Source organism: Bacillus sp. CGMCC 1.16541, from assembly GCF_003184905.1.
Taxonomy (GTDB): domain Bacteria; phylum Bacillota; class Bacilli; order Bacillales; family Bacillaceae_H; genus Priestia.
This window is the reverse complement of the sequence record NZ_QFRU01000012.1, coordinates 57,352-82,622: the sequence shown is the minus strand read 5'-3', so window position 1 is coordinate 82,622 and position 25,271 is coordinate 57,352. Positions and strand designations below refer to the sequence as shown.

Sequence of the window (25,271 nt, the reverse complement as noted above, 5' to 3'; positions counted from 1 at the left end):
ATGTCGGAATCACCTATAGTAATCATTGGCGCAGGTCCGGTAGGTCTTGCCGCAGCTGCCCATTTAATTGAATATGATCAAGGATTTCTTGTTTTGGAAAAAGGTTCTAAAGTGGCAGATAACATTCTTGTTTGGGGACACGTCCAGTTATTTTCCCCATGGGAATTCAACATAAATGAAGCTGCCAAAAAGTTATTACAAAAAACGGATTGGGTTGAACCTAAAGCTGATAAATTACCAACTGGTAAGGAACTGGTGGATGAATACTTAGAACCTTTATCAAATCATCCAGAACTAAAGGAAAGAATCCTTTATAATGCTGAAGTTATGAATATAACCAAAAAGAACACAGATAAAATGAAATCTAATTCTCGTAAACAACAACCTTTCACTCTTTATGTAAACCTTAATGGAAGCATTAAAAAAATAGAAGCAAAAGCAGTTATTGATGCCACTGGAACTTGGAATCACCCTAACCCTCCTTTTGCAGATGGTGTATGGAGTAATGAAGCACTAAAAAACAGATTGCATACCCATATCCCAAATTTACTTGAAGAACAAGCAATTTTTAAAAACAAGCACGTGGCAGTAATAGGGAGTGGGCATTCTGCTTTAAATACATTAATTGACCTAGCAGAATTAAAAAACAAATTTCCAAACACAAAGATTTCCTGGATCATTCGTAAGCAACACGTAGAAGAAGCTTTTGGAGGAGAAGCGAATGATGAACTGCAAGCAAGAGGTGAACTCGGTACCCAAGCACACCAGCTTGTTGATAATGGTCTTGCCAAAGTTCTCACTGGATTTTATGTAGAAGAAATTACAGAGAAAAATGGACATTTTGAAATAAAAGGTACAAACGGGGAAATTTTAAGTGAGGTAGATGAAATTGTAGTAAATACCGGAGCCAGACCTGACTTTTCCTTTTTGAACGAGATAAGATTAGATATAGACCCTGCAGTGGAAAGCACACGCGAACTTGCTCCTCTTATTGACCCTAATCTTCATAGCTGTGGAACAGTACGTCCACATGGTGAAAAGGAGTTACGTCAGCCAGAGTATGGATTCTATATAGCCGGGGTAAAAAGTTACGGCCGTGCTCCGACATTTTTAATGGCAACAGGTTATGAACAGGTTCGTTCAATCGCTGCATACCTTGCAGGGGACTTGGAGGAAGCTAGAAAAGTAAAACTGAATCTACCTGAAACAGGGGTTTGTAAAGTATCCCCCATATCAATACCGTTGGAAATAAAAGGAGTAAATACTGGAAGTAGCTGTTGCACAACAACTAGAAATTGAAAGAAGAGGTTGTAAATGGTCATTAATCGTGGTGGAGTCCTAAAAAAAGAGTATTTTAGGTCCTATATGAATCTAATAATGAATGCCATGGAATGCTCTGTAGAAAAAGCGAAAGACATTACGTTTCAACGAATATTTAGCAACAATCCAAAAAAATTAGGAACCACAAGTTATCAGGAATTTCTTCTGGCATATGAAGAATTACAAAAAGAAATAAAACATTTATAAGTTACCTTCTTACAAAACAATAACTAAAAAGGGCTATTCATTTGAATAGCCCTTCAGGCTGTCGAGAAAGTCTCGGCAGCTTTTTTCACAATTTCACTTTACAACATATAGTAGTTCGATAATGTCTTAAGAACCTTATGTTGCGATCGGAATCAATTAAAACATCAAAAACCTCCTTTTTCAAAATCATACTTTTAAAATTAGGGGGTTTTTCTACAAGCTGAAGGGCTATTCATTTGAATAGCCCTTTCTTTCATTAATTAACTACTGTTTACTAAAGCTTTGGTAATTCTTGTTCCCACCAGAAAGATTAAATACCTCTTTAAATCCCATATTCCTTAATACATTCTGAGCTGCATTACCGGTTACTCCACTGTTACAGTAAGTAACAGTTGGGATGTCACGATTTAAGTTTTTAGCTTCGGAGCGTAAGTTGGCCAGAGGGATATTAATTGCTCCATTTACGTTAGAAACTTCAAATTGCTTGGTAGCTCTCGTATCAATAATTTGTAATTGTTCACCACTTTCAATCCGGTCTGTTAATTCTTGTGGTGTAATTAACTTGTTTTTCTTATCAATTGCATTCTGCAAAGCCATTCCTGTATACATAACTGGATCTTTTGTTGTACTGAATGGTGGTGCATAGGCTAAATCTAAATGGAACAGATCTCCAGCCTTAGCTCCAAATGATATAGCTGTTACAAATACATCAATTCGCTTATCAACACCATCTGCACCCACTATTTGAACACCAAGAACTCGACTTGTTTTTCTGTCTGCAATTGCCTTAATAACGATTTCTTTTCCTCCAAGATAATCTGCCCTCGATGGTTTAATATTGTGGAGAACTTCAATGTTAAAACCTTCCTGAAGTGCTTCTTTTTCACTTAACCCAGTATAACCAACAGCAAGGTCAAACACTCTCAAGATTCCAGTACCCAGGATTCCCCGGTGCTCCAAATCTCCACCAGTGATTACATCTCCGGCAATACGACCCATTTTGTTTGCAGTAGAACCCAATGGACGGTAAATTGCTTCTCCAGTAATGACGGAGAAGCTTTCCGCAACGTCGCCTACTGCATACACATCAGGAAGATTCGTTTGCATTTTGGTGTTGACTTTTACAGCACCTGATGCCCCTAATTCAACACCAATTTCTTGCGCCAATTTTGTATTTGGACGTACGCCAGTTGCTAAGATGACGATATCCGATTCAATGGCTTTCCCTGATTTTGTTTCTACAACACTTTCTGTAATTGTACTGGCTTCCTCATTTAGCAGCAGATTCACACCATTACTTCTTACATGTTCTTCAACACTTCTTGCCATATCCTTATCCAAGTGTGGCATGATTTGGTCACTTCTTTGGATTATGGTTACTTCCAATCCTTTATGCTTCAGTTGCTCAGCAACTTCAAGTCCAATAAACCCGGCACCTATTATGGTAACCTTTTTTGGGTTATTCGCTCTCATATAGGAATCGATACTAGCTGTATTTTGGATGGTACGTACCTGAAATACATGTTCTTTATCTGCGCCAGCAATGTTTGGCGTTATTGGTGTTGCACCTGTTGCAAATACTAACGTATCATAACTTTCTTCCATGGTTTCATTGGTATCTAGGTTTTTAACCGTTACTTTTTTACTTTCCGGATCAATCGTTGTTACCTCATGGCGAGTAAAAATATCGACGTTGTAACGCTTTTTGAACCAAGTAGCACTTCTAGGTGTCAATGATTCTAACTCATCAACTTCCCCACCTAAGAAATAAGGGATTCCGCATATCGAGTATGAGATATCGTAGTCTGCATTATATAAAGTTATCTCCGCATTTTCATCGTTTCTGCGAGCTTTCGCAGCAACAGAAGTACCAGCTGCAACTGAGCCAATGATTATTATTTTCATGTTAAAATTTCCTCCACAAGTATCCAGTTGATAGTATGTTTAATTTTTATTGTAGTTGTATCATTCTACTAGCAGCACTGATCCATTCCTAATAGAACAAATTGTGAGCCATTTGGAGTTTCATCATTGTCTAGTGTTAATCCTTCTAGTGTATCCTTTACATCTTTATCAATAGCTACTTTTATTCCATTGATTTCTTCAATGATGTCATTCTCTTCCGGTGCATCAAAGGATATTCCTAGCTGCGGCCCACAACAACCTGCACCCATGGAGTAAAAGCGAATCCCTTCTCCACCTTTTTCTGTCAAAATCGTTTGTAAATTTTGTTTTGCCTTTTCAGTTATATTCATTTTAAATTCCTCCCGATTAATTTAGTGAAAACTTATGATTGAGTAATCTTACTGTCATTGTTTAGGTTAGCTTCCTTTGTCCATGGAATAAGTGCACATCGTTCAGCCAATTCATTTTCTACTTCGCTAATCCATTGTTTTTCGCTTGAAGCCCTTGCCTTTAAGACTTTGTCTTCTGTTCCTGCTGCAGACAAACTTCGATTAATGATCCACCATTTCGGATTGATTTGAGCACGTCTAAGATCTTCTTGTAAACGGGTTGATTCAAATACAGGCGTAGCTTCTGCTAACGTTACAATTACCACTTCGGTTTCTTCTGGATTACGAAGACGAGGTAACAGTGCTTTCACGCTTTCTGGCGTACTTCCTGTAGAGCGACTCATCTCTTTATGATAAGCTTCTGATGAATCGAGTAATAGCAACGTATGACCTGTTGGCGCTGTATCAATGACAATTATTTCGTCTTCTGACCTTGCCACTACATCTGCAAAGGCACGGAATACTGCAATTTCTTCAGTGCATGGTGATTCCAGGTCTTCTTTTAAATATGCTAATTCTCCTTCGCCTAATTCCCCTGCTGCTGAAATGACTTCTTTTTTGTAATTTTCAACTTCAATTTCCGGGTCAATACTGCTGATTGATAAATTTTCGTCTACATCACTATTTTTAAACATGTAATCGAGATGAGATGCTGGATCGGTTGTCGTTAGATGAACCTTGTGTCCCTTTTCCGAAAGTCCGACTGCAATAGCAGAGGCAACGGATGTTTTTCCAACACCGCCCTTACCCATTGTAAAAATTACTCGTGTATTTCTATCCGAGAAATCATCGATAACGTCACGTAACTGGGCTAATTGATTCAATTCAATATCTTCATTGTTATTTCCTTTGTCAACAAATGGATTATCGCTAACCAGTTGGCGTAGGCTATCAATACCTGTAAGAGAATAAGGGACATATGGTAGTGATAATGTGTTTATTGGCTTTAACTCTTTTGGTATTTGACTTAACGCATCTTGTTGACTTTCATAAAATGCAGTCGCGACTTCATCATCTGAATCATGTGACTGAAGGAGTCCATTAATGATCAGCATTTGATTTTGTATTCCTACTTCTCTCAATTCTAAAGATGCCCGATTTGCCTCAATGAGTGTTGATTCTTCTGGTCTTGCAACTAACATAAGCGTTGTTTTTTCGGAATCAGAGAGAGCCTGAACTGCTTTTCCGTACATATCCTTCTTATCTCCAAGACCTGAAAGGGGTCCCAAACAAGATGCACCATGTGTACTTTCTTCCAAAAATCCACTCCAGGCAGTTGGGAGCGACAAGAGTCTTAATGTATGACCAGTTGGGGCTGTGTCAAACAACACATGATCAAATTGATTTAAGATCGATTCATCAGCTAATAAATGGGAGAATTCATCAAACGCCGCAATTTCTACCGTACAAGCACCAGAAAGTTGTTCTTCCATTTGGTTCAACACGGATTCCGGAAGTTTACCCCGATACGGTCCAACCGTTTTCTCACGATAGGCTCTTGCAGCTTCTTCTGGGTCAATGTTGCTAGCAAATAAGTTTTCCACTTCGGGAATTTCAATCGGATTGCTGGATAGTCCAACCCCAAAGACATCCTGTAAATTTGATGCTGGATCGGTACTGACCAGGAGTACCTTTTTCCCTTGATCTGCAAGGGATACCGCCGTTGCACATGCTACGGAGGTTTTTCCTACACCACCTTTACCTGTAAAGAACAAAACCGGTGTTTTTACATGTTGTGCTGGATTATATAGTTGATACATATCAATTCCTCCTAGTTAATCAAGTTTCATGGATACACGCACTCGGGGTTTTTGCGTAAGCTCATCAGTTTTCGTTTCAAACCATTCAGCAAAATCCTCATTTGTTGGATATGTCCCCACTCTTACTACCTCATTGTCTAAAAGCGTTATTGGTAGTGCATCCACTCCCTTATCATGAAGTACTTGATTAACTGTTTCGTTATCCGAAAAAGCTGCTGGGTCATTTGCTAAGTTATAACGTGTAATATCTACGCCCTTTTTTTCTAATGAATAAACTGCTGAAGCAACCCTTGTTAAATCAGGGTCAACACTCGGTCCACAAACTCCAGTGGAACAACACATTGCCGGATCAAAGATTTCAACTTTTTTCATGTCTACACATCTCCTCATTAATATATAACTATATCCTTATGTTAAAGGTTATAGAAAAGCCCCGACTCTTCTCATGGCTTTCCCACTATTATTCTCCTGTTTCTGCAAACCGTTTGATACGTTCACCAATTTCATCACGAACGCTTTGGAATACTTTCCATTGTTCCTCTTCAGTTCCTTCTGCTTTTGCCGGATCATCAAATCCCCAATGTTCTCGCTTAACATGTGGTGGTGTCATTGGACATTTGTCAGCTGCATCTCCACAAAGCGTAACAGCCAGAGTTGCGTTGTTCAAGAATTCTGTATCGATGATTTCTGATTTTTGATTTGATATATCAATATCCACTTCAGCCATTGCCTTTATAGCATTAGGATTTAAACCATGTGCTTCAATTCCAGCACTTCTGACTTCCCATTCGTCACCAATGTATTTCTTAGCCCAACCTTCAGCCATTTGGCTTCGGCATGAATTTCCTGTACATAAGAAGTAAATTGTTTTTTTAGCCATTCTGATTCTCCTTTTCTTTCCCTTCTTCCTTTTTTCTCAATATACCTGTAGCTTTCCCTGCCAGCAAAAAGAAGATGATACCCAGTACATAGCCAATTAAGGGAAAGTAAAGATTGATTGTTCTAAGTCCTAATCCTGCAGAAATAAAAAACAAGCTTATTAAACCCAATAAGGTAGGAACTATAAATGAAAGTCGCATAACCATGCCCCCTCTCCCATCACACAGTTTACATAGGTACAGTTAAAAAATGACTAATGTTAGATACAAGCCTATTAACGTAATAAATAGAATTGGAATCGTTAAGACAATCCCAGTCTTAAAATAGGTTCCCCATGAAATTTTAACTCCCTTTTGGGATAATACATGTAGCCATACTAAAGTTGCCAAAGAGCCAATTGGGGTGATTTTTGGACCTAAATCAGAACCAACCACATTCGCATAAATAAGGGCTTCTCTTAATACACCTGATGTATTTGTTTCCGCAATTGCTAAAGCATCAATCATTACAGTTGGCATATTATTCATAATGGATGACAGGAATGCTGCAATAAAGCCCATCCCAACAGTAGCAACAAATAATCCTTCATCAGCGACTGCTTGAATCACTCCAGCTAGTGCAGAGGTAAGACCTGCGTTTCCTAATCCATAAACAACCACATACATACCAATGGAAAAAACAACAATATTCCACGGTGCGCCTTTAATCACTTCTTTTGTATGAACAACTGGACTCCGTCTTGCCAATATGATAAAGAATATCGCAATGATTCCTGCAATAATTGATACCGGTACATTGATGTATTCACTCGTAAAGTAACCAATTACTAATAACCCGAGGATATACCAAGATAAGCGAAATATTTTTATATCCTTAATTGCATCTTTTGGTTCTCTCAATTTGGATAGATCGTAATTTTTAGGTATACTCTTTCTAAAATAAATCAATAATACAGTAATCGTTGCAGCCAGCGCAAAAAAGTTTGGAATAATCATTCTGGAAGCATACTCTACAAATCCAATACCAAAGAAATCGGCTGAAACGATATTAACTAAGTTACTGACAACAAAAGGCAAGGAAGTTGTATCTGCAATGAAACCACTTGCCATGATAAACGGAAAAATCATTTGTTCTTTAAAATTCAAGTTTCTTACCATCGCAAGGACAATAGGTGTAAGGATTAGCGCTGCGCCATCATTTGCAAATAAAGCAGCTACAACAGCGCCCAATATACTAATATAAACGAACATCTTTATCCCATGACCTTTTGCTACTCGAGCCATGTGTAGTGCAGCCCATTCAAATAAACCTATCTCATCTAATACTAATGAGATCAGAATAATTGCTACAAAAGATAAGGTAGCATTCCAAGTGATGTCGATTACCTCAAGCACATCAGCAAATCCGACTACTCCTACTAATAACGCAATAATGGCTCCGCCCATTGCAGACCAGCCAATGTCTAATCCCTTTGGCTGCCAAATAACAAAGATTAGTGTTACTACAAAAATTAAAATTGCGAGTATAAGCGTTGATGACAATGTTTAAACCTCCAATTAACAACATGTAATTCGTGTACCTTGTTCTTCCAACTCTTTTAATTTTTCGCCTTGGTCTGGCAATTGATCAAGAATCTGACTGACGAAAGAATAATATTCGTTGTTTTTATTAACCGAATAGAAAATCCATTGTCCCCTTCGTTCTTCCTTAACCAATCCCACATCTTTTAATTTACGAAGATGTTGACTGATGGATGGCTGGCTCACTTTAAAAATCTCAACAAATTCACATACACAACAGTCGTGGGAGTCAAGAATTTTAACCATCGTTAATCGTGTTTTATCACCTAATAATTTCAATATTAATGCAGCTTTTTCCATTTCAATCACTGTTTTCAGCATCTCCATATCCCCTTCCTAATATAATTTCAATATTAGTATATAACTATTTGCTTATTCATACAACAAATTAGCCCAAAGAAATATAATTTTATATCTTCTTAATGGCTTTATATTATTATATAATAATATGTTTATATATGTTACCGATTAAATGTTATGTTTCTTTAAATGTATATAAGTACAAAAAACGGTCGTTTATGGAACTAAAAATAAATTTGTCAGAAAACAACCTTTTTCTATTAATTCACAGAACCAAAACTCATTCCCAAAAACAAAGTCACATTTTTAATTACTAAGACCCTTTTTGGTGCTATTATAAGTTTATAAACAACTTGAAGTAGGTGATGAATGTTGATTTTTGGTTACGCACGAGTGAGTACGGAGGAACAAAACTTGGATATGCAAGTTGATGCTTTAACCAAATTTGGAGTGGAAAAGATTTATAAAGAAAAATTGACGGGTACAAGAAAAGACAGACCTCAATTAGAAGAGCTTCTTAAAGTCTTACGCACTGGCGACAAAATTGTTGTATATAAACTTGATCGTATTTCACGTTCTACAAAACACCTTATTGAACTTAGTGAATTATTCAACGATTTGGGAGTCGGTTTTGTATCTATTACTGACAGTATTGACACTTCAACCGCAATGGGTAAATTTTTCTTTCGTACAATGGCAAGCATTGCAGAATTAGAACGAGATATTATTAGTGAAAGAACAAAGTCCGGTCTTCAAGCAGCAAGATCCAGAGGAAGAAAGGGTGGTAGACCTACAAAAAAAAGAGACAAAGTAGAAATGGCGATAAAAATGTATACGAGCAAGGATTACACAATTAACCAAATAACAGAAGCAACAGGAATCAGTAAAACCTCACTGTATAGATACTTAGACAAAGTAAATTAGGAACAGACCAAAATTACTTATAAGGATTGATTTAACTTGAGTGTAAAAGAATTACTGACACCACAACAAAGAAGAGATATTTTAAACCTTAATAATTTATCGGAATTTGAATTCACTGCATATTACAGTCTATCTGACTATGATATTGAAGTCATAAATCGCCACAGAAGAGACCATAATCGACTGGGGTTTGCACTCCAATTATGCATATTAAGAAATCCCGGTTGTACCTTAAATAACATGTTAGAAATACCCGATAACCTTATTACCTACGTGGCTAAACAAATTGATGTAGACCCAGACGTTTTCTCTTCATATGCTCAACGTGATACAACAAGGCGTGAACATTTAGAAGAAATACGTCAAGTATATGGGTATAGAAATTTTAATAACAGTAATTATCGTACGGCTTCTAATGCTCTTTTAAAATCCGCATTAGAAAATGAAAATACAATGTATCTAGTACGTAATGCAATTGATTTATTACGAAAGGAAAAAATAATATTGCCTGCAATACCTACAATAGAGAGAATGGTTTGGTTAGCGAGAACACGTGCAGAGAAAAAAATATATGCCATACTAATCAGTAATCTTTCTGAAAGAAATAAGCACGGATTAGAAAAGTTGATTGATTTAACTGTAAATAATAACAAAACACAATTGGCTTGGCTTCGAGAAATTCCCGGTCAGTCATCACCAGATTCTTTTTTAAAGGTCATAAAAAGATTACAGTACATTAAAGAAATGAATATCACTGTCGAGACCTCACTAATACATCCCAATAGACTTTTGCAATTAGCACGAATTGGGGCAAGGTATGAACCACATTCTTTTAGAAGGTTTAAAGAAAATAGAAGATATTCATTATTGACCGCCCACTTGTTAACTCTTTCCCAAGACTTAACCGACCATGCCATTGAAATTCATGATAGACAAATGATGGTGTTACAATCAAAAGGAAGAAAAACTCAAGAAGAAATGCAAAAGCAAAACGGTAAATCGGTCAATGAAAAAGTAGTACATTATGCAGATATAGGGACGGCTTTAATCAAAGCTAAGGAACAAGGAATCGATCCTTACGTGGCACTTGAACAGGTAATGACTTGGGAGAAGATTGTAGAATCCATTGAAGAAGCTAAAATATTATCAAGACCAATGGATTATGATTACCTCGATTTAATAAAAACACGATATAACTATTTAAGAAAATATACGCCAGTCTTATTGAATTCTTTAAAGTTTAAATCTACTAAATCAGCAGATCCTTTGTTGAAAGCAATGGATTCGATACGTGAATTAAATGATTCTGGAAAAAGAAAAATCCCTGATGGCTCACCTTTGGATTTTGTTCCTAGACGTTGGCAAAAACATGTTTTTGATGACGAAGGTAACATTAACCGTCAATATTATGAAATGGCTGCTTTAACAGAACTCAAAAACTATATCAGATCTGGTGATGTTTGGGTTGAGGGCAGTCGATTACATAAGGACTTTGAAGAATATTTAGTGTCAAAGGACGATTGGGAAAAAGCAAAGGTTAAAGGGAGTAAGATAGCTGTAAAAGTAAGTTTTGATCAGTATATACAGGAAAGAATTGAAACTTTAAATACTAAACTATATTGGATTTCAAAAAACATTGATAAGGTCGAAAGTATCAACATTGAAAAACAAAAAATACGTGTTGAGAGACTACAAGCAGATACTCCCGAAGAATCTAGAAACTTTAGCTTATCCCTTTATAATATGCTTCCAAGGGTTAAACTCACTGATTTATTAATGGAAGTTGCTGAATGGACTGGATTTGAAGAGTCATTTGTTCACGCTTCTTCAAATCAGCCACCTAAAGGCGAGGAAAAATCCATTGTAATGGCTGCGTTGATGGCGATGGGTACGAATATTGGATTAACTAAAATGGCAGAAGCAACTCCTGATATTTCATATCGCCAGATGGCTAATGTTATGCAATGGAGATTACATGAAGATGCAATGACACGTGCTCAAGCTACACTGGTAAATTACCAGCACCGTCTATCCTTGGCTTCATATTGGGGAGATGGATCAACATCTTCTTCAGATGGTATGCGTGTACCTGTTGGCGTATCATCGTTACATGCAGACTCAAATCCGCATTATGGAACTGGGAAAGGGACAACAATTTACCGTTTTACAAGTGATCAATTTTCTTCATTTTATGCAAAAGTTATTAATACGAATGCAAGAGATGCTGTACATGTGATAGATGGATTATTACATCATGAATCTGACCTTACAATAGAAGAGCATTACACTGATACAGCCGGATATACGGATCAAGTTTTCGGATTAAGTCATTTGTTAGGATTTCGTTTTGCACCTAGGCTAAGAGATGTAAGTGACACAAAATTATATACCATTTCTTCCCCTAATGATTTTCCAAACATAAAAGGTATACTTCAAGGTAAGATTAACACAAACGTTATTAAAGATAATTTTGATGATGTATTAAGGCTGGCGCACTCAATTCGGGAAGGACGAGTTTCTGGATCGTTAATAATGGGGAAGTTAGGTTCATATGCAAGGCAAAACAAAATAGCCACAGCTCTTCGAGAGATTGGGAGAATTGAAAAAACAATCTTTATCCTTGACTATATTACAAATGAAACATTAAGAAGAAGGATACATCGTGGGCTAAATAAAGGTGAAGCCATGAATGGATTGGCTAGAGCTTTATTTTTTGGTAAACGTGGTGAATTCAGAGAGCGTGGCATACAAGATCAACTCCAAAGAGCTAGTGCATTAAATATATTAATCAATGCAATAAGCTTATGGAACACTGTGTATTTGGGTGAAGTGACAAAAGAGTTTAAGCAAAATGATGTCCTAAAAGAAAATTTACTCCCACACATCTCCCCTTTAGGATGGGGACACATTAATTTTCTTGGGGAATATAAATTTGATTCGAATAGATTGCCAGGGAATTCTCTAAGATCATTGAATAAAAGTTAATCTATAACATAAGCCAAATTCCTTAACGTACAGGGATTTGGCTATATTTATGTCAAAATGTGCTTAGCGTACAAAATTTCCGAAATGTTGGCGGTACCCCTAAAATATAGGTAAAATTAAGACAGGTGTATCCTTGGAGAACAATTTAAGTCTCTTCTCCAACGAACAGTTGTATTAAAGAAAGATTAAACAAAAAGACCTCCTCATATGAAGTGGTCTTTTTGTTTTGTTAATGTAAGAAAATAGATAAAAACAGGTTCTGGTGCAAAAACTTCAGGGCAATTGCAAGTAATCTCTAAATTTTGGACATACTGATACTATTACTCTAAAAAAAGGGGCATGATCAGTATGGAAAACCAAAATGTATTCAAATGGAAACATTATCAGCCTGACATTATTTTGTTAACAGTGAGATGGTACCTACGGTACAACTTAAGTTTTCGTGATTTGGTGGAAATGATGGAGGAGCGTGGCTTATCCATGGCTCATACAACGATTATGCGTTGGGTTCATCAATATGGACCGGAATTAGATGAAAGAGTACGACGTCATCTTAAGCCAACAAATGATTCCTGGAGAGTCGATGAAACGTATATTAAAGTAAAAGGTCAATGGATGTACTTATATCGTGCAGTTGATTCAGAAGGGAATACCATTGATTTTTATCTAAGTGAATTAAGAGATAAACAAGCAGCCAAGCGCTTTTTCAAGAAAGCCTTGGCTACTTCTCATGTTTGTAAACCTCGCGTCATAACAGTGGATAAAAACCCAGCTTATCCTGTAGCAATTCAAGAGTTAAAAGAAGAGAAACGTATGCCTGAAGGCATCCAAATGAGACAAGTGAAATATCTCAATAATATCGTAGAACAGGATCATCGTTTTATAAAAAAGCGAGTTAGTTCGATGTTAGGATTGAAATCATTTCGTACAGCTACTTACATACTGAGTGGCATAGAAGCCATGCATATGATGAAAAAGAAGCAGGTTCATTAGGGGGTGAAGTCTACCCAAAATCAAAAAGAATTCATCCATAAGTTGTTTGGATTAGCTTCATAAGTTAGCAATTTAAAGGAAACTCACACTCTATGTTTCTAACGAGTGATTTTTGCACCAGAACCCCTTAGAAAAATTAATCAGTTCCTTATTCTGCTGCGCCCATTTCCAAAAGGCTGCTACGTCAATTCCTAAAAATGTTCGTTTGTTTGCTCTTAAGATGTTATAGGGCAATTCTTTTTTCTGAATCCAGTTATAAATGGTATGAACATCAACTTGCAGACACTCTGCTAGTTCATATACTGTCATACTTCCCATATGAGCTCTTACTCCAGGTATACCTAAACGATATAATCTAGACTCTAACGCTTGTATACTTCGCTGTAAACGTCTAGATAGTTGATCAAGGGTCTTGATTCCATACCATCTTATCAAGTACTCATCCTCTTTTTTTGTCCATCTACGTAATGACGTTTTTCGTACTAATTTTAACAGTCTGATCCGATTCGCAACAGAAGAAGGGCTCTTGCCTAACTGTTTTCCAATCTCTCGATTGTTCATCCTGTTAATATTTACTTTTAAGAACGTATCTTGGTCAGGAGTCCATCTTTTACGTATGCCATTTTGTTTGTTGCGAAGTTGGAGTCGTGAGACCCGTTTATTAACCGATTCTTTACTACGGTTTAAACATTCACCAATTTTTTGGAGTGTCATCTGCCCATATTGTTCTTTTAGAAATAAATCTTCTTCCTTCGTCCACAGTTTTTGATTTTTAGTCACTATATCTCCCTCCAATTCGCGACTTAGATGTATAGAAAGCTACGTATAGAGAATAGTAGTGAAGATGTTCATCTTATCTCAGCAGAAATTAAATCCTGTTTCATTTACCTTTTATATACTGGTCATAGGCTACCACTTTGTTTATTCTGTTTTTGTCTAATTTGTCAATGAAACTGTAAACAATCGTTCTTTTTTTCTTTGAGTTCTTACTTTTGATACTCGTATACAACAGGAACTTTGTCCATTTTCACCGTTTTCGCCACGACATAACGACGATAGCCATCTTTTAAGACGTTCGATCCTTTTTCAATCGTCAATGGCTCATCTAGGCGCCCCGTACGCTTCACAAAATCAATGACCTTTTGTGTTTTTTCAGGGTTTGGGCGTGTCTTTAAGAACTCTTCAGGTACAATAATGTCATCGAAGCTTAAAAGATCTTGTGTCCCTTTTGGCTGATTAGTCATTTGTTTCTTTTTTGGATCCACCTTTTTCTCTTGAACAGGCGTCTCCTTCACTTCTGGTTGTACTGATTGAGGTTCTTTCTTCTGTTCATTTGCTACAGGCTGAGAAATAGGTGCTTGTGCTTCTTCCTGTGCAGTAGATTCTGTGTTCTTTTGGGCTTCAGAAGACGCAGAAGCTTCTTGTTTAGCTTCTTTTTTCGCATCTGAATCATTCTTCTCTTTATCATTTTTATTCGGAAGAACGGTAATCTGGAAACAGATTACTCCTACCTCACCAGGACATTCATCAATGGGAATGTCTAACGTTGGTTCTCCTTGAATGAGAATTTTTTCATGCATAATACTTTTCTTCGTGAGTCCCGTTTTATTAAAGGCTTTCTTCGCAACAAACACGGTATACGAAATAAACGTACTCTTCTTTAATCCTTTCGGCGCAGATGGTGACCCTTTTTCACGCATATCAAAGGCAACATAGCGATCGTACTCTCGTAGTGGCCCTGTGGCTGATCCGGTTAAGGTAATTTTATGTGGCATAATAGTTTCCTCCTGCGTAGATTAGTAGTTATTGTTTATTTAGAACACAGTTCTAAATAAACATAGTCTATTAAAACATCAGCTTTTAAGAGATTTCTACTTTTTTAATTAAGAAGCTGTGTCTTTTAACTGATTGTGTTGACGCAAGTATTCTTGTTCCTCTGACGTTAAAGCTTGTCCTAGGTCTTGTTTTACCTGAGCGATCTCCAACAAGCTATACGTGGAGCTGTGCTCCTGCAGCAAATTCTCTTCTTCTGGTGTTAGCTCTTGTCCTAAATCTTGCTTTAACTGAATCATTTCAAGCTGTTGATCCAAAGAAATTTCTGTTTCTTTTGGAGCTTCTTTTTGCTGCTGTTCAGCCTTTAACCAACTTGGAACGAGTTCTTTACGGATAATATGTTTGGGTTTAGCTAAAGTTGTTGTTTGACTTTCGTTATGTATAACTTCTTGTTGATTTGCGTATACTGATGAATAATCCTGACTTTTAGGCTTTGTTAAATCATAGAATTGATTTTTTGCAATTTGATAGATTAATCGACACATATCCCGTAGGGATAACGGATTGCCTTGTTGATTGGCTTCATGCACATATTTATCTAATCCCACAATGGATGTATACGCAATTTCATGTACTTGCTCTTTTTCAATCTCAATCTCTGTATCTCGTTTTACGGCTTTTGCAGCATTTTGAATACGAGCATAGAAGTCTTGTAGTTGATGTCCATATTTACCTGCATAGACTTGATTGACTTTCTTGGGAACACCTTTAATATAGCTGAATGACTGTGAAACAGATATTAAATGATTATTTATATGATTTACAGGTGAATCAAGGTTAATAAAGGCATCAGATGATTTATGGGTCTCTAAGCTTGGTGTATCAACGTTTTCAACACTTTCTGGAGACGTCACAGGACGTGTCACAGGAGTGGTCATTTCTTCTTGTTGAAGCGTTTGTATTCCTGTTGTATCATGGGCAAAAAAGATTTCGTCGCAAATGTGATGAAAGTTTTTATGGCTTTTAAGGATAAATACATAACTGTCCGGATGAGTACCTGTTGTATCTTCTTTAATGTAGCGAGCGACAATGATAAACGGTGTCGCTTTTAACGAGCGTACAAAACGAGAAACGGTACTTTTAGACACATTAAATTTCTTCATAAGCGTTTCAGAACGGATTGCTTGAATGCCCGTAGCCACTAGGTTATAGATGACATAATCGAGCATTTCCATTCTCTTTTTAGGAAATTCTTTATGTATAGCAGATTGTTGTTGTTTAAAGTGGGTACGAAGAATGTCTAAGAACTCTTCTTTCTTTTTACGAAGTATGGATTTATTGGTCCATAACCATTTGAACCGTCCATTGAAGGTATCTACATCTTTTAAATAGCAAGTTAATATCTTTGTCATTTGTTCATCTTCTCCTTTAAGGAACACAAAAAAGACACTGTTTCCCTGGAAAAAGGAAAACAATGTCTTGATTTTGATGAACTAAGCCCTTGAAATAGCTGTCAATTTCATATAAAATAAAAACATAAGTTTTATCTTATAGAAAAACTAACTCTATTAACAAGAGACTTCGACAAGTGTTTTCCCTACTGCAATTAGGGGGAACGGTTTAAGTGTGTTGGTCGCACTACTTAAACAGTTGAAGTCTTTTTTCTATTCCGGACATTTTTGTTAGTTTTATTATAGCGTTAATTAATCTCATAATTCAATAAAAATTAGTAATATATCTCAAAAGAATTCTTTTTAACTGTTTTTCCCTAACAATAAATTTAGTTTATTATACAATTCATTTTAAAAAATGAGGAGGGTCAAAAAAATACCCCTCCTCAATATATTGAAAATATGTTATAATAAGTAACTTTTATAATGAAATTACGACACTATAATAATAAAAAGCTTTTACTATCCCGGTCAGTCCCAGGATAGTAAAAGCTTTTTATTATTTACCCATTAATTTTTCCCACCATGTTTTTTTCTTTTCTAACTCTGCACTAGCAGAAGCTTCTTCAATCATTTTTTTACTTTCAGACAATCCCTTCCTGAGTTCTCCTATCAACTCAGCGTCTTTTCTGTTTATCATTTGCTTCAGTTCTTGATTTGTTTGGCTAACTTTTTGTAACTCTTCTACTAATTTTTGGTTAAATTGCATCTGCTGTGTCATCTGTTGTTCTTGTTGTTGTAACATCTTTTTTATTTCACTTAGTTCATCATTTATAGAGATGGAACCTTTTTCTTCTTGATTTTTGACTGTAATAGTTATAGGAAGCCCATCACTTGCTAAATTATCGTTCACATCTTCTTTTAATAACCCCTCGCTATAGAGTTCACGGATTTTCTTTAATAGATCTAGCGATTCAATACTTATTTTATAACGTCTACCTTCTTTTTTGAAATTTAAAAACTGTTCATGATTAATTAGATACCTTTTTAATGTTTCAGGAGGAATGTTGGTATATTCAGATGCTTCTGGTACACCAATGAAGTTTACGCTTTCAGAATTATTCATGTAATCCACCACCATTTATTAGTATTTTATGTACGTTCACTCAGTTCACGGTCGTTCGTTTGTGGGTTTTGTGAAAGTTCACTCGATTCACAGTCATTCATTTACCTTATTTAATTATGTTCACTCAGTTCACGGTTATTCACCTGTTAAGTTTATCGGTGTTCACTCGATTCACAGCCATCTATTCATTTAATTTTATATGATTTCGATAAAAAATCAACAATTCCTGTTTGGAGTTTGTGTATATATCTTATTTTATGAGCTTTTATGACTTAAGTTTAACTTAAGTCATACTTAAATGAATGGGATGTATTTTGTGATGAATACATGGTGAACTTGTGGTGTAATTAGTTGAACTTGTTCTTTGGTTATTTAAAAAGCAGTTGTTAAGCTTGATTTAAGTTTAACTAAAGGTGAACTTGTTGTTTTAGATGAAACCAATTTCTGTTCTGAAGCAACAGGTGGGGTTCTGCAATGAACTAATAACAGTTCATTATCTATTTTTAGAATGGGATTAAGGTGATTTCTATTAAAAATGTACAGAATGTCTACGGAGTTAGTGGAACATTTAAATATGATTAAAGTGACAAAAAATCTTTTTTTATAAAATTTAGGACTATAGGCTATCATATGATTAAAAAAATGGTAAAAAAATAGTTTTATTTATCTTAATGTCAACAAAAAGAGATTAATTGATTCTCGTACATTAAAAATAAAGGGATTGTTGATTCATGTAAATATAGTAGATAGTTTGATATCATGAGAAATAATGTAAAAAATAACATAAACATAAAGAATCGGCTGGGGGGGAGATATTAACTTGTTACTTTCAAAATTGATAGATTATTATGCTCTGTATGATTTGCATAAAGACCGAAGTAAAGAGAATCAATATCATATTGATTTTGATCATGCACCAACGAATATAGATAGAGATGTTTTTTTTGAAGTACCATCATCACTTGCAGATATTGATTTGAATATAACTTCTAAAGAAAATGGCTACAGCATAGGGGAATTTGGATTTGAAAGTTTGAGACCTTCTGGGGATCATCCCAATGATTACGTAAGAGGTGAGTCTTTCTTAAATGAAGTTGGAAATAAGCCTAATGTTATTTTTGTACATGGTTGGCGAATGAAAGGATTTGATAGGGTAAAGAAGATTTTTCATGATTCAATTATGAATAACTTAGGATGGAACATGTACTACTATACACTTCCTTACCATTTAGAACGTCAGCCAGAAGCATCACTTTACAGTGGAGAATTTATGGTTAGTGCCAATATTAATAGGACTGTTGAATCTACTAGGCAAGCAATCGTTGATTTAAGGGCTCTAATTCAATGGATGAAAAATAACAAACAAGGTCCCGTAATTATAATTGGTGTTAGTCTCGGTGGCTTTATCTCAAATTTAGTTGCTACACTTGAGTCAGAAATTGATGCATTAGTTTCTATATTTTATTCTAATCGTCTTAGTTATTCAATATGGAATACAATTCCTGGTAAGTATATAAGAAGGGACTTAGAGTCTCATGGAGTTAATTACAACGATCTAGTAAAGTATTGGGAATTAGTCGAGCCAAATCAAGCACTTCCAAAAATTAATAAAGAAAATATACTACTAATTTCTGCTAAACATGATCAGTACGTTCATATCCAAGATGCAGATCTGTTGTGGGAGTCTTGGGGTAAACCTACACGTTATGTCTACAATTGTGGGCATGCAGGAATAGTACTTAAACGAAAAAAAATTGAAAAGGATACCATTTCGTTTCTACAAAATAAGCTAAAGAGGTAATGGACATATGTTTATGTTTATAATGGTGGCTTTACTGTGGTTAATGAGTTCAATTCTTTTTTTTAGAAATCCTCAAAATGAGAAAATTAGATGGGCAAGTGTTATAGGATTTTGTGGAGGTTTTGGAGGTATAGGAGCCTTACTAGGAAAAGGGATACATCGGCCAGAATGGGTATTACATTTGGATGGGATATTTACATCGATAGGACACTATTTCACACCATATGGTATGTTGATTTTTGGAATAGTTTATTCGGATGCAATTGGTAATGTAAGAAAGAGAAATATATTAAAGGTACTCTTACTAATTCCGATTTTTATTATGTATCTTATGTTTCAAGTATATCCAGAGTTTAAAGTTGATTTCCGTATTTTAGCAATTTGGGTAGTACCCTATGTAATAGTAGCTAATATTTTATTGATATACGCCGCATGGCGAGAAGATCGTCCAATTATTAAGAGAAGAAAAATACTGACTTGTGTATTTGTAGTCCCAATGTTTACATTTGCGCTGACCACAAATATTATCTTAGAAGCGTTGGGGATTGTGGGCGTATGGCATTATAATCCTTGGATTATAGTAATTCAATTTCTTGTTTTTGTTTACTTTGGAGTTAAATATGGAATTCTTGGAGTGCGGATTAGGTTTGAAAAGGAAATGCGTGATTCCACAATGAAAGCAGCGCGTTCCGGTACAGCGTTGTTCAACCATACAATAAAAAATGAAATAGCTAAAATTGATTTATTAGTGAATCAGATTAAAGAACAAATGCCACCTGAAGAAAGGTCTGCTGAAAATCTAGGGTTAGTTTTAAATTCAACAAATCACGTTTTAGAACTTTCAAGGCGTATTCAAAGTAAGATAGACGCTATAAACCTTAAAGAATCTGAATTTTCCCTCAGAGAAAGTATAGATTCAGCAATTAACTTGCTTAAACCTTATTTAAATATGCATCCTGATATCACAATCATTAAACAATATGAAGTCGATGCTATAGTATTTGGTGATACTGAGCAATTACAAGAAACTTATTTAAATATAATCAAAAATGCCAGTGAAGCAATGAATGGTCAAGGTGTAATTTTAATAAAAGTCTACAAGACTCGAAAAAAGATTCATATTGACTTTATAGATGAGGGTAAAGGAATCGAAAAAGATGAACTTACTCATGTATTAGATCCATTTTATTCAACTAAACATAATCAAACAAATTTTGGACTTGGTTTAACCTACTGTTACAATGTCCTCAAAAAACATGGTGGCGATATTTTAGTGAAAAGTAAGGTCAAAAAAGGAACGACTTTTACATTAACTTTGCCTTCTAAGAGAATTATTGAATTTAGGGTAAATGAACAATTTAATTCTAAACTAATAGGAGAGAATAACCTATGGACAAAATAAAATTAATGATTGTAGAAGATGATCCTGTTTGGATGCAATGTATAAGTGATTATATAGAAAAAGAGAACAATATTACTGTTGTTAAACAAGCTTACAATAAAGAGGAAGCCTTACAAGTTGATTATAATAATATTGATGTAGTTTTATTGGATTTAACGTTATTAAAAGATGAGGGTGATGAAGAAAACCTGAATGGTTTAGAAGTCGCTAGGCACTTATATGAAAAAGGTTTAAAGAAAATCATTATGTTAACATCTTGGGATGAAAAGGATATTATACTTGAATGCTTTGATACAGGTGTTGTTAACTACATAACAAAAACGTCTTATAGAGATATTCCTAACGCTATTAGAGAAGCATTCAGAGGGAAAGTTAGTCTCCATGCTGATGTTACAAATGTATTAGTTGGAGAGTTAAGGAAAGAAAGAAAAATAAAGATATTAACACCAACTGAACGTGAAGTTTATAGCTTAAGGGAACAAGGGTTAAATAAATCACAAATTGCTGACAAATTATATAAATCTGTCGAAACAATAAAAAGACAATTACGAATTATAAAAAGCAAAATGCAGTAAGGAGTTAGTTTGTAGCTAATATTCACATTGCATTTTGCTTTTTTTTGTTATGTTTTCAAGAACTATAATCTATAGAGAAAACTATAAATTTTACCATGATTATAACCGTTTGAGGAGGGGTATTTTTTTGACCCTCCTCCAAATGGTTATAATCTTCTAACATATATTTATAACTTATTATTCATTAACGAGTTAAGTAAAGATTTTAAGGATTCTCTGTCGGACTGTGGTAATCGATTAACTTTCAAAAGTATATCTGTAAGTAACCTAACTTCGTCAGAAGACAAAGAGCTAATTAAATTTGTAAGTTGGCTTATTTCAGGAGTATAAGAGGCATCTGTTTTTTCTTTAGAAGCACTTATAGGCAAAACATCGTTAAGCGTGACACCAAGAGCGTTGCAAATTTTGGCTAAGGATTCGACCTGAATAGATCGAGTACCTCGTTCTATTTCACTAATGGTACTTTGTGAAGTTCCAGATAAAGAACCTAATTCCATAGTGGTAAGTTTCATTGACTTTCTATATTCCTTAATTTTCATACCCATATATTTCTTGATATCCATTGCACTTCATCCTTATAAAATATTTGTATTTAGATTTATCTTATCAGAAAAAATTCGTAAATAATAAAAACCTAAAAATATTTGTAAAAAAATTATCTTTAATCTGTTTACAAATTATATATTATCGAATATAATGTGCTCAAGGAGGTGCTGGAAATAAAGACCATACGAGAAAAGAGGTTAGAGAAGAAATGGAGCCAAACTTATTTATCTCAGTTATCAGGAGTCCCGCAACCAACTATTTCTCAAATTGAAAATGGGACTCGTCAATATCCAACGTTTGAAAATATGAAGAAAATCGCAGAGGCACTGGATCTTAGATTAGAAGATATTTTCTTACCAGGTCAGAAGGATATGAACTAAGTTTTTAAATACTTAACAGCTTAAAGGGGCGATGAACATGGAAGCACAAAAGCGACTAGCATTCTATGATATATCAGATGCACGGGCGAAAAGTGCCAAAACCTTTGATGGAAAGTTGTATACGTTAAAAGGAGGGATAGCAGTAGAAAAAGGCACAGGCGATGTCAAACGTGTAGCTGATATTTATTATGAAGTACGTTCAGTGATGGATCAGGCTCATACCATCGTCGCCAAGCGAAGAAAAAAAGATGAAGAATTGAAGGAAGTTTTACAAAAGACCTGCTAGTTCTTAGATGCAGCATACAAGCGATTTTGAAACGTGCCGAGAGCACGAGTAAGGGAACCTTGACAATTACATATTGCGTGCCTCCCCTAAACGGATCACAAGGGGGTTAAGGTATACGATAACGATAAGGTTCGATGAGTGCGTCCTAAAACTCATCGGTGATCTAGCAATAAAACAGTGACGGTGTATCCACGATCTGTGAAGAATGGTGGCGTGAGGGTAACTCCGAAGAAGCGACAACATTCCAAACAGTAGATACACGAGGTTCTTCGTACATGCCGAAAACGTTGTGCATTATTGGGCTTAGTGAAAACTATGCATGCCAATATAGGGTTTGCCCTTCCAGCCAGAAACGGGTATATATTTCCTTTCATAGCCTTGAAAAGACAGAGATGATCGCTAAACATATGGTAAAATATTACTCTCGGTAGGTTTCAGAATCGATTGTTATGTCTGAATATTAAGAACGAAGGAGGATGGTTATGAAAAACAAAAAATGGTTACTTTCTGCGGTTGCAGGAATCGTTGTGGCTCTAGGAATAGGCACAGCGTTTGTCTCTTCCAACAATTCAAGTGAAGTGAAAGGAAATGGTGAACTAGAAGAGTTAGATCCCCTTGAAATGAAAAAATTTATGAAAGAAGATGGCACAGGATTTGTGATGTATTCCTTTGAGGAAAGCAAACGAGATGTTTACATGAATGAGGTAGAAAAAGCCTTAAAAGAACAGGGGGTAGACGGAAAGGAACTAGATAGTAACGATCCTCAATATGATGGTTCAAAAAACCAAACAGATTATGGATTGACACAAAATGCGGAAACTCTAGCTGCTTATAAGGATGGTGAATTAAAACAACAGATTAAATTAAGTGACTATGATCCATCTCAGTTAGAAACGGAACTTTCTCATTTTATTGAAACATCGAAAGAACTGTATTTCGAAGAATAAGAGATTTGCTTTGAAAGGTGGTGGTATCTTGACGATCTCCCAAAAGGAATTAAAGAAGTCCAAAGACCTCGTGGAAAAGTTGCTAAAAGTGAATGGAAATAAATACAATGACTGGCTACATCAGCAGCACCAACAGTTTATTGAAGAAAATCAGGATTTAATTCTTCAAGCATTAAGCGCCTTTACAGGTGAAGAAGAGGAGGAGGAAAAAAGCGAACCGAAAGCAGCTGAACAAGTTCCTGTAAGACCACAAAGTATTCCGGTAACGCAAAATTAACGAAAAGAGGAGTGAAATACATGTTAGATTTATTGAATAGCGTAGATGTGACGCAGTTAACTTCGCATTTAACCCTTGGGGCGGCTGATGGCATGAATGGCCTCATCGAAAGTGGAAAGTCCATTATTAAATGGATGCAACGTATTGCGATGGTTGCGGCAGCTCTTGCCTTTTGTGTAGGCGGTTATCACTTAATTTTAGGTGGAGAACGAGGTCGTCATAAATGTATCGCATGGTTTGTTGGAGGCGCAGTTGGGTTAGTGGTTGTCATGGGTGCCTATGCATTAGCTGAAGGTGTTAATACAAATATCCGATTTGGAAGCTAAGAAAGCTATACAGTTGATTGTATAGCTTTTTTCTATGCTCATTTTTAGATGAAAGGAATGGAGAAACATGCTGTCTGTCATGTTTATAAAAAGTGAGACAAAAGAGTTAAAGCCATTTCAAAAGTTATCGATTCCAGAAGCATGTGAGATAACAGAAACAGTAGAAACACAGTATCGACTTACTAGAAAAAAGGCTCATGCTGATTTTTTTATCCTCGATGAGGAAGATCAAGAGGTATATGCAGGAACATTGTCCATTGGATCGGGTCATGCTCGGCATGTAGTCGATCATATTAAGAAAAAGTTAAGCTCTTTAAAAATGGACGATATACAGGAAGCTCGAAAGAGAAGTTTTCTTGAACAATTGGAAAAGGAAGTACCGGACCATCTGAAAACAACAGATGGTTCTTTTTCTTTAGAGGAAGAAACAGAGAATCATATGCAAACGACTCAACCACCTGTCCTTTCTACTCATAATCGAAGGTTGATCTATGGAGGAGGGATTTTATCCCTTCTTATCCTTTCAGCAACGTGTTTTTCGACGGTAGCTACTTCTCAAGATCGTGCTGAAACCATTCAAGATTTACAAAAACAAGTCAAACTCGAACAAAAAATAACAGGAACATATGAAAGGGCGCTATTAGGGGATTCACAAGGGGCTTTAAAACGGCTTTCTTCTATTGATGAACAAAGCCTTACGAAAGAACAGAAAAACGTTTATATGAGCCTTCTCGTCGATCAAAAAAAGTATGAGGAAGCTGTTAAGCTTCAAGGAAACCATCCAGAAGTAGTAGAAAGCATGATTTCAAAGAAGGGAGATGTCAGTGCGTTAAAAGAGTTTCAACAAACGTTTCCTTCGTCAACTGGAGCCTTTGATCTTGCCTATCACGAACAACGTTGGGAAGATATGATGCGTCAATCAGGAGTAGAAATGACTGATAAACGATATGAAATGAAGGCTTATGGCTATTTGAAGTTAGATAAAGTGAAGGAGGCCAAAGAAGAGGCAGCTCATATTCAAAACCAAGAATTGAATCAAAAAATAGAAACCTATGAAAAAACGAAAAATGAGGTAGAAGAAACAAAAAAACAAGTAGAGGAAGAGAACAAGAAGGACAAAAAAGATGAAAATAAAATTAAGTCGTTAACCGATCAGCAGAAGAAACAAGAAGAAGCTTTAAAGAATTTATGAGAAAGGA

At 35.7% G+C, this 25,271-nt stretch carries 26 protein-coding genes and 1 pseudogene; 14 read left to right on the top strand and 13 right to left on the bottom strand.

The annotated features are described in order from the left end of the window. Both DIS06_RS12985 and DIS06_RS12980 read left to right on the top strand, forming a co-directional pair. The gene (locus DIS06_RS12985; RefSeq protein ID WP_110113678.1) at positions 1–1,299 is read left to right on the top strand and encodes an NAD(P)-binding domain-containing protein; all 1,299 of its coding nucleotides are present in this window, start codon (positions 1–3) and stop codon (positions 1,297–1,299) included. 15 nt (positions 1,300–1,314) lie between these two features. Continuing rightward, on the top strand, positions 1,315–1,527 hold the full coding sequence (locus DIS06_RS12980; protein ID WP_110113677.1) for a hypothetical protein: 213 nt from the start codon (positions 1,315–1,317) through the stop codon (positions 1,525–1,527). A 264-nt stretch (positions 1,528–1,791) separates the two neighbouring features. Here the strand turns inward: DIS06_RS12980 and DIS06_RS12975 are convergent, their stop codons facing one another. From DIS06_RS12975 to DIS06_RS12940, 8 genes are all read right to left on the bottom strand, one after another. Beyond that, the gene (locus tag DIS06_RS12975; RefSeq protein ID WP_110113676.1) at positions 1,792–3,432 is read right to left on the bottom strand and encodes an FAD-dependent oxidoreductase; all 1,641 of its coding nucleotides are present in this window, start codon (positions 3,430–3,432) and stop codon (positions 1,792–1,794) included. Between the two features lie 68 nt (positions 3,433–3,500). After that, positions 3,501–3,782 carry a HesB/IscA family protein gene (locus tag DIS06_RS12970; protein WP_110113675.1) on the bottom strand — a complete coding sequence of 94 codons (282 nt, stop codon included), beginning with the start codon at positions 3,780–3,782 and terminating at the stop codon, positions 3,501–3,503. Between the two features lie 32 nt (positions 3,783–3,814). Further along, complete coding sequence (gene arsA / locus DIS06_RS12965) at positions 3,815–5,581, bottom strand: arsenical pump-driving ATPase (RefSeq protein WP_110113674.1); 1,767 nt, start codon at positions 5,579–5,581, stop codon at positions 3,815–3,817. A gap of 15 nt (positions 5,582–5,596) precedes the next feature. After that, positions 5,597–5,953 (bottom strand): arsenite efflux transporter metallochaperone ArsD, encoded by a 357-nt coding sequence (gene arsD, locus DIS06_RS12960; RefSeq protein ID WP_110113673.1) that lies wholly within the window; start codon positions 5,951–5,953, stop codon positions 5,597–5,599. A gap of 88 nt (positions 5,954–6,041) precedes the next feature. Then, positions 6,042–6,461 (bottom strand): arsenate reductase (thioredoxin), encoded by a 420-nt coding sequence (gene arsC, locus DIS06_RS12955; RefSeq protein ID WP_110113672.1) that lies wholly within the window; start codon positions 6,459–6,461, stop codon positions 6,042–6,044. Further along, the gene (locus tag DIS06_RS12950) at positions 6,454–6,660 is read right to left on the bottom strand and encodes a hypothetical protein (RefSeq protein WP_110113671.1); all 207 of its coding nucleotides are present in this window, start codon (positions 6,658–6,660) and stop codon (positions 6,454–6,456) included. Before DIS06_RS12950 ends, arsC begins: the two co-directional genes overlap by 8 nt. 42 nt (positions 6,661–6,702) lie before the next feature. Next, entirely contained in the window at positions 6,703–8,001 is a 1,299-nt protein-coding gene (locus DIS06_RS12945; RefSeq protein WP_110113670.1) for an arsenic transporter, read from the bottom strand. 15 nt (positions 8,002–8,016) lie between these two features. Then, positions 8,017–8,361, bottom strand: coding sequence for an ArsR/SmtB family transcription factor (locus DIS06_RS12940; protein WP_110113669.1), 345 nt, complete (start codon positions 8,359–8,361; stop codon positions 8,017–8,019). 351 nt (positions 8,362–8,712) lie between these two features. Between DIS06_RS12940 and DIS06_RS12935 the strand changes: the two genes are divergently transcribed. The 3 genes and pseudogenes from DIS06_RS12935 to DIS06_RS12925 all read left to right on the top strand — a co-directional run bounded on the left by DIS06_RS12935 (position 8,713) and on the right by DIS06_RS12925 (position 13,305). Next, on the top strand, positions 8,713–9,264 hold the full coding sequence (locus DIS06_RS12935) for a recombinase family protein (RefSeq protein ID WP_110113668.1): 552 nt from the start codon (positions 8,713–8,715) through the stop codon (positions 9,262–9,264). Positions 9,265–9,300: 36 nt separating this feature from the next. Continuing rightward, a complete protein-coding gene (locus tag DIS06_RS12930) occupies positions 9,301–12,249 on the top strand; it encodes a Tn3 family transposase (protein WP_110113667.1) in 2,949 nt (982 codons plus the stop codon). Positions 12,250–12,597: 348 nt separating this feature from the next. Beyond that, positions 12,598–13,305 (top strand): annotated as a pseudogene (locus tag DIS06_RS12925) (IS6 family transposase). 27 nt (positions 13,306–13,332) lie between these two features. Here DIS06_RS12925 and DIS06_RS12920 read toward each other — a convergent pair. The 4 genes from DIS06_RS12920 to DIS06_RS12905 all read right to left on the bottom strand — a co-directional run bounded on the left by DIS06_RS12920 (position 13,333) and on the right by DIS06_RS12905 (position 17,532). Beyond that, positions 13,333–14,022 (bottom strand): helix-turn-helix domain-containing protein, encoded by a 690-nt coding sequence (locus tag DIS06_RS12920; protein ID WP_110113666.1) that lies wholly within the window; start codon positions 14,020–14,022, stop codon positions 13,333–13,335. A gap of 206 nt (positions 14,023–14,228) precedes the next feature. Beyond that, complete coding sequence (locus DIS06_RS12915; protein ID WP_110113665.1) at positions 14,229–15,017, bottom strand: ParB N-terminal domain-containing protein; 789 nt, start codon at positions 15,015–15,017, stop codon at positions 14,229–14,231. A 108-nt stretch (positions 15,018–15,125) separates the two neighbouring features. Then, positions 15,126–16,427, bottom strand: a complete 1,302-nt coding sequence (locus DIS06_RS12910; protein ID WP_110113664.1) for a replication protein — start codon at positions 16,425–16,427, stop codon at positions 15,126–15,128. A 538-nt stretch (positions 16,428–16,965) separates the two neighbouring features. Then, the gene (locus DIS06_RS12905) at positions 16,966–17,532 is read right to left on the bottom strand and encodes a hypothetical protein (protein WP_110113663.1); all 567 of its coding nucleotides are present in this window, start codon (positions 17,530–17,532) and stop codon (positions 16,966–16,968) included. 820 nt (positions 17,533–18,352) lie between these two features. On the opposite strand from DIS06_RS12905, the gene DIS06_RS12900 reads away from it, so the two are divergent. The 3 genes from DIS06_RS12900 to DIS06_RS12890 are packed head-to-tail and all read left to right on the top strand — an operon-like array spanning position 18,353 to position 21,310. Then, positions 18,353–19,333, top strand: coding sequence for an alpha/beta hydrolase (locus tag DIS06_RS12900; protein WP_110113662.1), 981 nt, complete (start codon positions 18,353–18,355; stop codon positions 19,331–19,333). A gap of 7 nt (positions 19,334–19,340) precedes the next feature. Beyond that, positions 19,341–20,735, top strand: a complete 1,395-nt coding sequence (locus tag DIS06_RS12895) for a sensor histidine kinase (protein WP_225002294.1) — start codon at positions 19,341–19,343, stop codon at positions 20,733–20,735. Beyond that, entirely contained in the window at positions 20,723–21,310 is a 588-nt protein-coding gene (locus tag DIS06_RS12890; RefSeq protein WP_110113661.1) for a response regulator, read from the top strand. Before DIS06_RS12895 ends, DIS06_RS12890 begins: the two co-directional genes overlap by 13 nt. A gap of 167 nt (positions 21,311–21,477) precedes the next feature. Here DIS06_RS12890 and DIS06_RS12885 read toward each other — a convergent pair whose 3' ends face one another. After that, positions 21,478–21,873 (bottom strand): helix-turn-helix transcriptional regulator, encoded by a 396-nt coding sequence (locus DIS06_RS12885; RefSeq protein WP_047752052.1) that lies wholly within the window; start codon positions 21,871–21,873, stop codon positions 21,478–21,480. A gap of 147 nt (positions 21,874–22,020) precedes the next feature. Between DIS06_RS12885 and DIS06_RS12880 the strand changes: the two genes are divergently transcribed. The 6 genes from DIS06_RS12880 to DIS06_RS12855 all read left to right on the top strand — a co-directional run bounded on the left by DIS06_RS12880 (position 22,021) and on the right by DIS06_RS12855 (position 25,264). After that, positions 22,021–22,236 (top strand): helix-turn-helix transcriptional regulator, encoded by a 216-nt coding sequence (locus tag DIS06_RS12880; RefSeq protein ID WP_181170547.1) that lies wholly within the window; start codon positions 22,021–22,023, stop codon positions 22,234–22,236. A 37-nt stretch (positions 22,237–22,273) separates the two neighbouring features. Next, positions 22,274–22,522, top strand: a complete 249-nt coding sequence (locus tag DIS06_RS12875; RefSeq protein WP_047933333.1) for a hypothetical protein — start codon at positions 22,274–22,276, stop codon at positions 22,520–22,522. A gap of 482 nt (positions 22,523–23,004) precedes the next feature. Next, positions 23,005–23,469, top strand: coding sequence for a hypothetical protein (locus tag DIS06_RS12870; protein WP_110113660.1), 465 nt, complete (start codon positions 23,005–23,007; stop codon positions 23,467–23,469). A gap of 28 nt (positions 23,470–23,497) precedes the next feature. Then, positions 23,498–23,746: a hypothetical protein gene (locus DIS06_RS12865; RefSeq protein ID WP_098998315.1), complete on the top strand. Its 249-nt coding sequence runs from the start codon at positions 23,498–23,500 to the stop codon at positions 23,744–23,746. 20 nt (positions 23,747–23,766) lie between these two features. Further along, the gene (locus DIS06_RS12860; RefSeq protein WP_047933325.1) at positions 23,767–24,072 is read left to right on the top strand and encodes a hypothetical protein; all 306 of its coding nucleotides are present in this window, start codon (positions 23,767–23,769) and stop codon (positions 24,070–24,072) included. A 67-nt stretch (positions 24,073–24,139) separates the two neighbouring features. Then, on the top strand, positions 24,140–25,264 hold the full coding sequence (locus DIS06_RS12855; RefSeq protein WP_110113659.1) for a hypothetical protein: 1,125 nt from the start codon (positions 24,140–24,142) through the stop codon (positions 25,262–25,264). Positions 25,265–25,271 lie beyond the last annotated feature (7 nt).

What these genes read in the sequence shown, in the direction of transcription:
- DIS06_RS12985 (WP_110113678.1), top strand. Translation starts at nt 1, where the DNA reads ATGTCGGAATCACCTATAGTAATCATTGGCGCAGGTCCGGTAGGTCTT.
- DIS06_RS12980 (WP_110113677.1), top strand. Translation starts at nt 1,315, where the DNA reads ATGGTCATTAATCGTGGTGGAGTCCTAAAAAAAGAGTATTTTAGGTCC.
- DIS06_RS12975 (WP_110113676.1), bottom strand. Translation starts at nt 3,432, where the DNA reads ATGAAAATAATAATCATTGGCTCAGTTGCAGCTGGTACTTCTGTTGCT.
- DIS06_RS12970 (WP_110113675.1), bottom strand. Translation starts at nt 3,782, where the DNA reads ATGAATATAACTGAAAAGGCAAAACAAAATTTACAAACGATTTTGACA.
- arsA (WP_110113674.1), bottom strand. Translation starts at nt 5,581, where the DNA reads ATGTATCAACTATATAATCCAGCACAACATGTAAAAACACCGGTTTTG.
- arsD (WP_110113673.1), bottom strand. Translation starts at nt 5,953, where the DNA reads ATGAAAAAAGTTGAAATCTTTGATCCGGCAATGTGTTGTTCCACTGGA.
- arsC (WP_110113672.1), bottom strand. Translation starts at nt 6,461, where the DNA reads ATGGCTAAAAAAACAATTTACTTCTTATGTACAGGAAATTCATGCCGA.
- DIS06_RS12950 (WP_110113671.1), bottom strand. Translation starts at nt 6,660, where the DNA reads ATGCGACTTTCATTTATAGTTCCTACCTTATTGGGTTTAATAAGCTTG.
- DIS06_RS12940 (WP_110113669.1), bottom strand. Translation starts at nt 8,361, where the DNA reads ATGCTGAAAACAGTGATTGAAATGGAAAAAGCTGCATTAATATTGAAA.
- DIS06_RS12915 (WP_110113665.1), bottom strand. Translation starts at nt 15,017, where the DNA reads ATGCCACATAAAATTACCTTAACCGGATCAGCCACAGGGCCACTACGA.
- DIS06_RS12910 (WP_110113664.1), bottom strand. Translation starts at nt 16,427, where the DNA reads ATGACAAAGATATTAACTTGCTATTTAAAAGATGTAGATACCTTCAAT.
- DIS06_RS12905 (WP_110113663.1), bottom strand. Translation starts at nt 17,532, where the DNA reads ATGAATAATTCTGAAAGCGTAAACTTCATTGGTGTACCAGAAGCATCT.
- DIS06_RS12895 (WP_225002294.1), top strand. Translation starts at nt 19,341, where the DNA reads ATGTTTATGTTTATAATGGTGGCTTTACTGTGGTTAATGAGTTCAATT.
- DIS06_RS12890 (WP_110113661.1), top strand. Translation starts at nt 20,723, where the DNA reads ATGGACAAAATAAAATTAATGATTGTAGAAGATGATCCTGTTTGGATG.
- DIS06_RS12885 (WP_047752052.1), bottom strand. Translation starts at nt 21,873, where the DNA reads ATGGATATCAAGAAATATATGGGTATGAAAATTAAGGAATATAGAAAG.
- DIS06_RS12875 (WP_047933333.1), top strand. Translation starts at nt 22,274, where the DNA reads ATGGAAGCACAAAAGCGACTAGCATTCTATGATATATCAGATGCACGG.
- DIS06_RS12870 (WP_110113660.1), top strand. Translation starts at nt 23,005, where the DNA reads ATGAAAAACAAAAAATGGTTACTTTCTGCGGTTGCAGGAATCGTTGTG.
- DIS06_RS12860 (WP_047933325.1), top strand. Translation starts at nt 23,767, where the DNA reads ATGTTAGATTTATTGAATAGCGTAGATGTGACGCAGTTAACTTCGCAT.
- DIS06_RS12855 (WP_110113659.1), top strand. Translation starts at nt 24,140, where the DNA reads ATGCTGTCTGTCATGTTTATAAAAAGTGAGACAAAAGAGTTAAAGCCA.